10 protein-coding genes are annotated in these 10,393 nt (G+C 68.2%); 4 read left to right on the top strand and 6 right to left on the bottom strand.

Annotated features, from left to right (window positions below):
* Positions 1-179: 179 nt before the first annotated feature.
* The 3 genes from ACGFYY_RS41930 to ACGFYY_RS41940 form a co-directional block, all read right to left on the bottom strand.
* Positions 180-620 (bottom strand): ATP-binding protein, encoded by a 441-nt coding sequence (locus ACGFYY_RS41930; RefSeq protein WP_393717834.1) that lies wholly within the window; start codon positions 618-620, stop codon positions 180-182.
* Positions 621-787: 167 nt separating this feature from the next.
* Positions 788-1,786: a TAXI family TRAP transporter solute-binding subunit gene (locus ACGFYY_RS41935; RefSeq protein WP_393717836.1), complete on the bottom strand. Its 999-nt coding sequence runs from the start codon at positions 1,784-1,786 to the stop codon at positions 788-790.
* Complete coding sequence (locus ACGFYY_RS41940) at positions 1,783-3,888, bottom strand: TRAP transporter permease (protein ID WP_393717838.1); 2,106 nt, start codon at positions 3,886-3,888, stop codon at positions 1,783-1,785. The genes ACGFYY_RS41935 and ACGFYY_RS41940 overlap by 4 nt, the downstream gene beginning before the upstream one ends.
* A gap of 193 nt (positions 3,889-4,081) precedes the next feature.
* Here ACGFYY_RS41940 and ACGFYY_RS41945 point away from each other — a divergent pair, with 193 nt between their 5' ends.
* Both ACGFYY_RS41945 and ACGFYY_RS41950 read left to right on the top strand, forming a co-directional pair.
* Positions 4,082-4,783 carry a response regulator transcription factor gene (locus tag ACGFYY_RS41945; protein WP_393717840.1) on the top strand — a complete coding sequence of 234 codons (702 nt, stop codon included), beginning with the start codon at positions 4,082-4,084 and terminating at the stop codon, positions 4,781-4,783.
* A gap of 9 nt (positions 4,784-4,792) precedes the next feature.
* Entirely contained in the window at positions 4,793-6,247 is a 1,455-nt protein-coding gene (locus ACGFYY_RS41950) for an ATP-binding protein (RefSeq protein ID WP_393717842.1), read from the top strand.
* 8 nt (positions 6,248-6,255) lie between these two features.
* Here the strand turns inward: ACGFYY_RS41950 and ACGFYY_RS41955 are convergent, their stop codons facing one another.
* Positions 6,256-7,212: a TAXI family TRAP transporter solute-binding subunit gene (locus ACGFYY_RS41955; protein ID WP_393717844.1), complete on the bottom strand. Its 957-nt coding sequence runs from the start codon at positions 7,210-7,212 to the stop codon at positions 6,256-6,258.
* A 153-nt stretch (positions 7,213-7,365) separates the two neighbouring features.
* On the opposite strand from ACGFYY_RS41955, the gene ACGFYY_RS41960 reads away from it, so the two are divergent.
* Positions 7,366-7,632 (top strand): hypothetical protein, encoded by a 267-nt coding sequence (locus tag ACGFYY_RS41960; RefSeq protein WP_393717846.1) that lies wholly within the window; start codon positions 7,366-7,368, stop codon positions 7,630-7,632.
* A 174-nt stretch (positions 7,633-7,806) separates the two neighbouring features.
* Here ACGFYY_RS41960 and ACGFYY_RS41965 read toward each other — a convergent pair whose 3' ends face one another.
* Together ACGFYY_RS41965 and ACGFYY_RS41970 are read right to left on the bottom strand one after the other, a co-directional pair.
* A complete protein-coding gene (locus ACGFYY_RS41965; protein ID WP_393717847.1) occupies positions 7,807-8,883 on the bottom strand; it encodes a hypothetical protein in 1,077 nt (358 codons plus the stop codon).
* Positions 8,884-8,938: 55 nt separating this feature from the next.
* On the bottom strand, positions 8,939-9,295 hold the full coding sequence (locus ACGFYY_RS41970; RefSeq protein WP_393717849.1) for a hypothetical protein: 357 nt from the start codon (positions 9,293-9,295) through the stop codon (positions 8,939-8,941).
* A 137-nt stretch (positions 9,296-9,432) separates the two neighbouring features.
* On the opposite strand from ACGFYY_RS41970, the gene istB reads away from it, so the two are divergent.
* Positions 9,433-9,954: an IS21-like element helper ATPase IstB gene (gene istB / locus ACGFYY_RS41975; protein WP_393717851.1), complete on the top strand. Its 522-nt coding sequence runs from the start codon at positions 9,433-9,435 to the stop codon at positions 9,952-9,954.
* Positions 9,955-10,393: the final 439 nt, after the last annotated feature.

Below are 10,393 nucleotides of genomic sequence, written 5' to 3' on the forward strand. Positions count from 1 at the left end.
GAGGCCGAGCCTCTGCTCGGCTACGCGGCGGGCAGCCTCAAGGCCGTGATGCAGCAGCAGGGCAGGTGGTCTGGTGGGTGTGGGGCCCGGCGACGGACGTGGCGCGGGACGTGGTCCAGGCCGACGCGGTCTGGCCCGGTACAGGCGGGGTGTGCGGTCGCTTTCTGGTTTCGGTGTGTTCATGGGAGGTGGAGGATCGCCCATACCGCTTTGCCGGCGCCGTGGGGGGCCAGGCGGTATCCCCAGTTGCTGCTGAGCATGGCCACGATGGAGAGGCCGCGTCCGCTGGTTGCTTCCGTCTCGGCTTCTCTCAGGGTGGGAGGAGTCGGGTCGTGGTCTCCTACGGATATCTCCAGCTTTCTGTCCGTCAGGGTCAGGGACACCGCGAAGGTGCGGGGCCTGCCGGGTCGTGAGGAGAACCAGGTCGTGTCTGGCTCCGGGGTGGTGTGGCTGGTTGCGTTGGTGGCGAGCTCGGAGACGATGAGGCGGGCTGTTTCTGTAGTGCTGGCTGGTACTGCCCATTGCTGCAGAACGTCGACTACGTGTCGTCGTGCCCAACTCACGCTGTTGGGGAGTTCGGCGAGTGTCAGCTGGCTGTGGAGAGGGGGGAGCTGTGACATGGCTGTTCGCCTCCCGCGGGGGAGATGGATCACTTGGCCGGCGTGCCTTGGCGCGATCGGCCGGCCGGTGCCCGGCCAGTGGGGGAGCGGGCGGCGGACCGCGCCGCTCGCGCGGGACTGGACGAGTCTTCCGGCAGTTTGTCTCTTCGGTCTGGTTGGGGACGTACTCAGTGCTTCTGTGCCAGGGCCTTCAGTGCCTTCTGTGCGCCGGCGTTGAGCGGGATGGGAGAGACGGCTTCGGCCTGGCTGAGCTGGATCTCCTTCGCGGCCGCGTTCACCTTCTCCAGATCCCCCTTCTTCCCGTACATCAGTTTGACGATCTTCTCGGCGAGGTCCGGGTCGAAGCCCTTCTTGACGAGCAGCACGTTGGGTACGGCGATCGTGGGTACATCGCCGGGCTGGTTGTAGACGGTCGCCGGGATGGAGGCCTTCTGGTAGACGCTGCCGTACTGCTCGTTCAGCGTGGGCAGTTGTGGGGTGATGTCCAAGAAGCGGACGTCGCTTTTGAGGCTGGTGGTGAGGTCGGTGATGCCGCCGCTGGGAAGTCCGCCGGACCAGAACAGCGCGTCGATGGTGCCGTCCTTCATGGCGTCCACGGATTCGGGAAGGCCGAGGCGCTCGGCAGAGACGTCTCCGGCGGGGTTCAGTCCGGCGGCCTTCAGCAGCCGGTTGGCGATGACCTCGGTGCCGGACCCTGGTGCCCCGGTGGACACGCGCTTGCCCTTCATGTCCTTCAGGGTCTTGATGCCTGAGTCGTCCCGAACCAGGACCTGGGTGTAGTTCGGGTAGAGCCGGGTCAGGGCCTCGACGTGCTGCGGGGAGGAGAAGGACTCCTTGCCGCTGACGGCGTCGCCGGCGGTGTCGGCCAGGGAGAAGGCGATGTCGTAGGTGCCGGCGCCGAGGCCCTGGATGTTCTGCACGGACGCGCCGGTGGTGGTGGCGGTGGCCCGGTAGCCGTCAAGGTCGTCGGAGATCAGCTTCGCGAGGCCGCCACCGATCTGGTAGTAGACGCCCGTGGTGGGGCCGGTCGCGATGGTGAGCCGTCCGCCCTTCCCGCCGCTAGCGGATTTATTGTCGGTCTGCTTCCCGCCGACGCAGGCAGTGGCGGCCAGAGCCGTCACGAGAGCGGCGACTGCAAGGCGTGAGGCGCGCATACGGTGCTTCATGAGGGGAGTCGTCCTTCCGAGACGGTGGCCGCCGTGCGGATCTCATCAGCGGTGGCGAGTACGGGGGTTTGCTGCTGCGTTCGGCGCAGCAGATGAAATCCGACGGCGCAGATGAGCGCCGCGAGACCAACGGTGATCGCGGCGGGTTCGAGGTAGAGAAGACACAGCGCGGCGACCGCACACAGCGTCCGCTCCACAGGTCCTGCGGGGCCGATGATCCGGCCGCCTGTGGCCGCGGCCAGCGCCGCGACCGCGAGAGCGGACACGGCGGTGCTCCACACGATGCCCGAGATGCTGCCCGTGCCGAGCAGTTGGGCACCGTTGTCGGTGAGCACGAACGCGAACGGCACCAGGAACGCCGGCAGGGAGTACTTCCACGTCGCCACCATGGTCCGCATCGGGTTGCCGCCGGTGATGGCGGCGGCGGCCGCCGCCGCCAGCGCGGTGGGCGGGCTCACCTCGGACAGCACCGCGTAGTAGAAGATGAACATGTACGCCTCGTGAGTGGCGACCCCCAGCGAGAGCAGCGCCGGCGCGATGATGACGGCAGCGATGATGAACGAGGCCGTGACGGGAACCGCAAGCCCCAGAATGGACACGGACAGCGCCGCAAAGAGAACCGTCACGACCAGTTGCACCGTCGCGTTGTCACCGAACACCCCGGCCGCGTCGACGATGACCGAGGCCAGATTCAGGCCGAGCCCCGTCTGAGTGACGACCGCGACGATGATGCCCGCGGCCGCACACGTCGCGACCACCGGGAGCACCGACCTGTTGCCCTCCACGAGCGCCGCGTACAGCCGGCGCGGCGTCATCCTGTGCCGGGCGTCGAGGAAGGAGAGCAGGAACTGCAGGACCGTCGCGTAGGCCACCGCCTTGAACGGGGGCAGACCCACCGCCATGAAACCGACGATCATGAAAAGTGACAGGAAGTGGTAGCCGAACCGGCCCAGCAACCTCAGCGCCGATGTGCTCTCCTCACCGACCACAGGCTGCGTCTGGTGCTTACGGGAGTCGATCTCCACCGCCAGAAGAATGCCCAGGTAATACAGGAGCGTCGGCACCAGCGCGTACAACAGGACGGTGAGGTAACTCTCCCGCAGATAATCGGCGATGATGAACGCCGCCGCGCCCAGGGTGGGCGGGGACAGGATCGCGCCGATCCCCGCGGCGGCGAGCACTCCACCGCCCTGCTCCTTGCTGTAGCCGGCCCGGCGCAGGACCGGCCAGGCCACCGAGCCCAGGCTGACAGCGGTCGCCGTCCCGGAACCAGAGACGGTGCCGAGAAGGAAACCGGCCGCTGTCACAGTACGGCCAGGTGCACTGCGCGAGCCGCGGAACGCAGCGAACGACAGGTCGATGAAGAACTTGCCGGCGCCGGAAGCCTCAAGAACCGCACCAAAGATGGTGAACAAGACGATGTAGGTGCCGGCCACATTGAGCGGCACACCGTACACACCGTCGGTCCCCATGAAGAAGTGCGCCGCGATCGCGCCGACGTCGAAACCGCCGTGCGCCAGCGACCAGTCATAAGGCAGCAGCCCGCCGTAGTACGCGTAGAGCAGGAACACCGCACAGAACGCCGGCAGAATCCAGCCCGTGGTGCGCCGACAGGCCTCCAGAACGAGCAGGATGAGCACGATGCCGACCACCACGTCGAGCGAGGTAGGCAGCTGGCGCCGCTCGATGAACGCGTCGAACTCCCACAGCGGGTAGAGACACACGGCGAGCGCCGACGCGGCGAGCAGCCAGTCGAACCACCCGGGGTCATCGCGGCGCGCAGCCGCAGCAGAGCCTTCCCGGTCCCGGCGCCAGGGGAGCAGCACCGCCGGCACCCTCACAGTCCCACGGTGGGTCAGGAAGATCAGGGGCAGCGTCGCGGCGAGGAAGATCGTCAGATAGTACTGACCACCCTTGGCCACCGGGAAAAAGATCACGTAGAACACGTAGACCGACATCGCGGCGCACACCGCGGACACCGGCCGCGACACCCGCGGCGAGAGCTTTCTGGCCGGCCGCTCCTGATCGAACTCGGCCACCAGTTCCTCGGCCGTCCGCTGCCTCGGCTCGGAAGACGACTCTGCCATGCTCATCTCGGCCATCCCGGGGTCGGTACTTTCCTTCGCCTCCGACGGTGGCAGCCGTGACAAGCAGTTAACAGAGAAAGCCCACGGCCTTAACCTGGGTTTAGGGTTCGCTCGCGGCGGGCGCTCATACGCTCGTACCATCCCCACAGCCCTGACATACGTACCCCTCCAGGGCACGGGCCCGGCGCATAAGAACCCGGGAGACGGCGTGCGCATACTGCTTGTAGAAGACGACGACCGCGTCGCAGACGCCCTGGCGGGCGCACTACGCCGCAACGGCTACGACGTACAACGCGCCGGCAACGCCCACGACGCACTCGCCGCACCCTCGGTCGACCTGGTTCTCCTCGACCTGGGCCTGCCCGACCGCGACGGCATCGAAGTATGCCGCGAACTACGGGCCCGCGACGGAGTCCCGGTGATCGCCGTAACCGCCCGCGGAGCCGAACCCGACCGCGTCCGAGGCCTACGCAGCGGCGCCGACGACTACGTAGTGAAACCCTTCGGAACCGCCGAGCTGCTGGCCCGCATCGAAGCCGTCCTCCGCCGCAGCGTAAACCAACGCATCCACGACACCCGACCGCTCACCCTCGGCGACCTCACCATCCGCCTGGGACAGCGCACCGTCACCCTCAACGGACGCCCCGTACCCCTGACCCGCAAGGAATTCGACATCCTCGCCGTACTCGTCCGCGCCGGCGGCGCCGCCGTCCCCCGCGAACACATCATCGTCGAGGTCTGGCAATCCACCTACGACGGCATGTCCCGCACCCTCGACGTCCACGTCGCCACCCTGCGCGGAAAACTCGGCCAAGCAGGAATCATCGTACGAACCGTGCGCGGCTTCGGATACCGACTCGTCGCCGCCGACGACACCACCCCGGACCCGGCCACACCGGTCGACGGATGAGAACCCCACATGCGCCGCCGTCTCCTCATCATCGTCTTCGCCCTGGTAGCGGGCCTGATCACCGCGCTCAGCCTGCCCCTGGTCCGAGCCACCGCCGAACGCACCATCCAAACCTCTTTCATCGCACGCGTCGAAGACGGCGCCTGGTTCGCCGACATGGCCGCCACCGCCCTGGAAACAGGACGCACCGGACGACTCGAAGCCGCTGCCGAACGCTACACAGACCTCTACGACGCCCAGATCGCAGTCATCGACGCCGACAACGACACCGTCCTGGCCCCGCCCCTCCTCGACCTCAACGAACCACACATACGCTCAGCCCTTCTCACGGCCCTCGCCGACCGCCCCGCACAGCGCCCCAGCGTCGTGTGGCCATGGGACAACCGCCCCTTCGTCCTGGCCGAGCCCATCAAACGTGACGGCCGAGTCCTCGGAGCCGTTCTCATCGTCTCGCCCACCGACCGAGTCCGATCCGCGATCACCAACCACCTCACCTTCCTCGGACTCGCGAGCCTGGCCGCGCTCGCCGCCATGCTCATCGCAATAGCCGCACCAGTAGTGCGCTGGGTACTACGCCCGGTCCACGACCTCGACCGAGCCACACACGAAGTCGCCTCAGGACAGCTGAAAACACGGGTCTCAGAACGAGCAGGAGCACCGGAACTGCGCCGCCTCGCCTACAGCTTCAACATGATGGCAGACAGCATGCACGCCTCCCAAGAACAGCAACGAGCATTCGTCGCGCAAGCCTCCCACCAGCTCCGCAACCCGCTCACCGCGCTCCGACTGCGAGTGGAGAACCTCGAAGAATTCGTCACCGACCCCCACGGCCTGCGCGAACTGAACTTCGCCGTGGAAGAGACCGGCCGATTCGGCGAGATCCTCGACGGCCTGCTCCAGATGGCCAGAGCCGAGGCCTCCGAAGCCGAACGCACACCCGTCGACGTCACCGCCGTGGTCGCCCACCGCGTCGACGCCTGGCAAGCCGCCTACGGCGCCGAAAAAATACCCCTCACAACGCGGATCCCCGAAGGGATGACCGCCCTGTCCCTCCCCGACTGCCTCGACCACGCCCTCGACACCCTGCTCGACAACGCCCTCAAATTCGGCGACGGCACACCCGTACACGTAACGGTCACCCGCACCCACGCCCCGCACGCCCACGACGACACGACCACACCAGGCCCAAAACCCACCGACCCAGACCAGGACGACACGGTAGAGGTGACCGTACGCGACAGCGGCCGCGGCCTGACCACCGAAGAACTGGCCCGCGCGGGTGATCGGTTCTGGCGCAGCTCACGACACCAAAACGTCCGGGGCACCGGCCTCGGCCTCGCCCTCACACGCACCCTCGTCGAAGCGGGCGGCGGCGAACTACGCCTGACCGAGGCCGAACCCCACGGACTCACGGCAACCATTCGACTACCGGCCGCCGCCCCCGCACCACCCACCGCACCCTGACAACAAGATCAGGGATGCGACTCCCCGTACCAGCGGGCAGCCCCTGGGTGCAGATCCAGCGGATGCGTGGCGATCGCCGTACGCCGGTCCAGACGCCGAGCCTCGGGATGCGCACGTATCAACCGCGGCTGCCCCTCGAACAACAACCGCGTCAACCAGTACGCCTGCGCCTCCGGCATATCCCGCCGCACCACCAGGAAATTCGGCACACTCACCGTAGTCACCGCGCTCTGCACGCCATAGACAACAGCAGGCACCGTGGTCTGCGTATACAACTCACCATACGAACGCGTCAGCGCCGCAACCACCTCCCCGAGATCCACGAGACGGATCTCGGTCGACTTACGCAGGTCGGTGATCGCCGCAGTGGGCAGCCCCCCGCTCCAGAAGAACGCATCGATACGCTTCTCGGCCAGCGCACGCGTCGACTCACGCACATCCAACCGCTGCGCGGTCACATCCCCATCCGGAGACAGCCCAGCGATCTTCAAAATGCGTTCCGCGATCAACGTGGTCCCCGAACCCTCAGAACCCACGGAGACCCGCATCCCCCGCAGCTCCTTCACACTCCGGACAGGGCTGTCCGCACGAACCACGAGCTGCACATAATTGTCATAAAGAGCGGCCAGCGCCACCAAGGGCGCCCGGCCCGAGAACGGCGGCCGCCCAGCGACCGCGTCAGAAGCCGAATCGGCAAGCGAAAACGCCGCCTGCGCCTCGCCCCCCTCCACCAGACGCAGATTGTCGACGCTGCCGCCGGTGTGCAGGACGCGCCCCGACGCACCGGGCACGCGCCCGATCACGTCGGCGTAACCGGCACCGTACTCCGCGTAGACACCGCCCTGATTGCCGGTGGCCACCGTGATCTCCCCCGACAAACGGGCCGGCTCGTCGGTCGCTGTGCACCCCGCGAGGGACACTGCCATGGCCACAGCGGCACCGAGAAGGAGGCGTGCCAATCGCATAGCCACCTCCTTCGGCACGGAGGGCCGCTCCGGCCCTCCGCCCGGCCGCCAAAGGCAGCCGGACCACGCGGCCAGCCTATCCGTGAGGCATACGCCAGTCGACGCTGAAAAGACCACCCAAGGTAGATCACCACGAGTGCCCGCTCCTGGACAGTGCGTCGCGATCCCCGTGCCTGCCGCTGCCTTCGCCTTCCCGCCGAAGGCCCCTGCGAGTGCGACCTCTACCTGACCTGCGCGAAGTTCGTCACGACACCCGAGTACGCGCCGCGGCTGCGAGCCCGACGCGAAGTCGAGCAGACCCTCGCCCACGACGCTGCCGAACGCGGCTGGGACCGCGAGGTCGAACGCATCGACAGACTCCTGGCCGACCTCGGCGAGCCCGCGCACGCCGAAGCAGAGGCCGCACACGCCAGTGATTGAGCACGCCACGAATCGGCTATCCGGAAGATTTCAAGTCCAGTGAGTCTCAGTCGTCGTAGGCCGGTTCAACTTCGCCGTCGGGGCAGCATTCGTCGGTCTCCTCGACCTCGTCACCGCACGAGTTGCAGAACAGTAGAGGGGCTCGGGTTCTTCTTCGTGTGCCATGTCTCTCCCTCAGTTCTCGCTGCCGATGTGTTCGTCTGCGGCGGCCTTGGGTCGCTTGGTGCCCTGGCGGCCGTCGCGCAGTGCGGCAAGGAGCTCCTCGGGCTCGGGCCGCAGCCCGCTGCCCAGGTAGCGGATCCCCTCGCCCTCGGGCGCGGTGTCGGTGTCCTTGCCGATGGGGTGCCGGCGGCTGGTCGAGGTGCGCCATCCGTAGCGGGAGTCCCAAACCGCGGCGGCAGCCGGCTGGTCGGTGTCGAGCAGCACGGCGGCGGCCACGGCGCCTCCGTCGAGCTGGCGCATCTCGACCTGCGCCTGCTGGGCGATGCCGGCGGCGGCCAGGACGTCGGCGGTGTGCTGCAGGTAGGGCTGGGCGCCGCGGGCGCGGAGCTCGCGCTCGGCGAACGTGACGGCGGCGCGGTGGGTGATGGCGGGGTAGCCCAGCTGGAGAGCGGCGTCCTTCAGGTCGAGGCCGGGCTGCTGCTCGACGAGGTCGGCGATGCGCCGGCCGCGCAGGGTGGCCAGGCCGGACTGCGCGGTGGGGAACTTGGTGATGCCGAGGGTGTCGGAGACGGTCTCGACGGTGACGGCGGGATCGGCGTCCAGGAGCTCGGCGATCCGCGGCAGGATCTGGTCGCGGGGGATCATGTCGCCGCTGCCCTCGCGGCGGCCGCCGCCGGCGCCGCGGCCCGGCCTACTGTCCTTGTACGCGAGGACCAGGCGGCGGGGCCAGTGCTCGGTGCCCTTGGGGCCGGCGGGCACGAGGACCATGCCGGCGGCCAGGGCCGGGTCCTTCTTGTACGTGTTCCAGGTGACGGGCTCGATGCCGAGCACCTGGGCGGCCTCGTGGCGGTCGAGGAGGTCCTCGTCGGCGTCGACCTGGGGCAGCTCGGGGATGGGCTCGCCGGCGTAGAAGGCCTTGGTCTGCTCCGAGTCCCAGAGCTGGTTGCGGGCGTCGGGCGAGCTGATCGGCGCCGGGTGGCCTTCCGCGACGTAGGGCTTCTGGTTTCGGATCGTGGTGAGCTTCTTGCCGAGGGCGTCGGCCAGGTCGGACATGGTCTGGACGTGCTGCAGGCGTCCGGCGCGGATCACGTTCTTCTCCTTCGTCACGGGGCGGGGCGCTCACGGCGCCCCGCCGGCGGGGGTGTCAGTCGTTCGAGGGGTCGGGCAGGCAGAACGGGTTGCACGGCTCGTAGGCCTCGGCACCGCATCCGTCGCAGGGGCGGGCGGCCGCCTCGATGAGCGGGCGGAGGTGGGCGAAGGCGCTGCCGGCGCCGGCGTGCGGGGGGATGCGGCCGGCGGCGATGACGTACAGGGCGTGCGGCGGGTTGCTGGTGGTGCGCACCCGGATGCCGGCGGTGTCGCCGGGGCCGTAGGCGAGGTCGGGGATCGAGATGACGCCCGCGGTCGAGATGACGGTGACGTCGGCCTCCGCCAGGAGCGAGGCGAGCCGGACGAGTCGGGCCGGCTGGAGGAACGGGCCCGCAAGGAGTCCTGGACCCACACGGAGTACCTCGTCGCGTGCCTTCAGCGCGAGGTATCCGCCCGTGAGTCCCACGGCGGCGAAGCGAGAGTACGGGCGGCGCGTTTCCCCGCGCGGTCAAGACCCTCGAAGAGCTCGACGTCACCCACCTGCGTGGCCTGACGCGCCAGCAGCTGGCGCATCTGGGCACTCTGGACTTCATCGCGGGCAAGGAGAACGTCGTCTTCCTCGGCCCGCCGGGCACCGGCAAGACCCACCTGGCCACCGGACTGGCGGTCCGGGCCTGCCAGGCCGGCCACCGCGTCGCGTTCGCCACCGCCGCCGAGTGGGTCGACCGCCTCGCGGCAGCCCACCACACCGGCCGCCTGGCCGACGAGCTCACCCGGTTCGGCCGCTACCCGCTGATCGTGGTGGACGAGGTGGGATACATCCCCTTCGAGGCCGAGGCCGCGAACCTGTTCTTCCAGCTTGTCTCGAACAGATACGAACGGGCGTCCGTGATCGTCACCAGCAACAAGCCGTTCGGGCGCTGGGGAGAGGTCTTCGGCGACGAGACCGTCGCCGCCGCCATGATCGACCGCCTCGTCCACCACGCCGAGGTCCACTCCCTCAAGGGAGACTCCTACCGCATGAAAGGACGCGAACTCGGACGCGTCCCCACCGCCAACGACAACGACTGAACCGACACCAGCGGGTCACTTTTCACCCGGCCAAACTGGTCCACTTTTCAGCCGTCGCCGACACATGATCCGGCATCAGGAGCGGCCCCTTACATTCCCCTGCCTGGCTGGCCTCGTGGGTGAGCAGAGCCTCAGAGCCCCCGAAGGCAATGACTGACGAGTTCACACGCCCGCGCGGCTTCCCCCGGACGCCGATGAAGTCCTAGTGGCCGAGCGACCACGACGACCAGGCCGCAGGTGGCAAGCTTGGCCAACTATGCCTCGTCCCTTCTGTCTGGTCACCTTCTACGACAACATCGGCGACGCCACTTAGAGGTTCCCTCAGGTCGGACCCAAGGCCGAACCTGAGGCGATAGATTTGGGATGCTTGATCGACACCGTGCCACGGTCGCCGGTAACGCTGACCAAGAGTGAAGGGAACGTGGGCCGAGTGCACCAG

It is taken from the genome of Streptomyces sp. NPDC048331 (assembly GCF_043201215.1).
GTDB lineage: Bacteria > Actinomycetota > Actinomycetes > Streptomycetales > Streptomycetaceae > Streptomyces.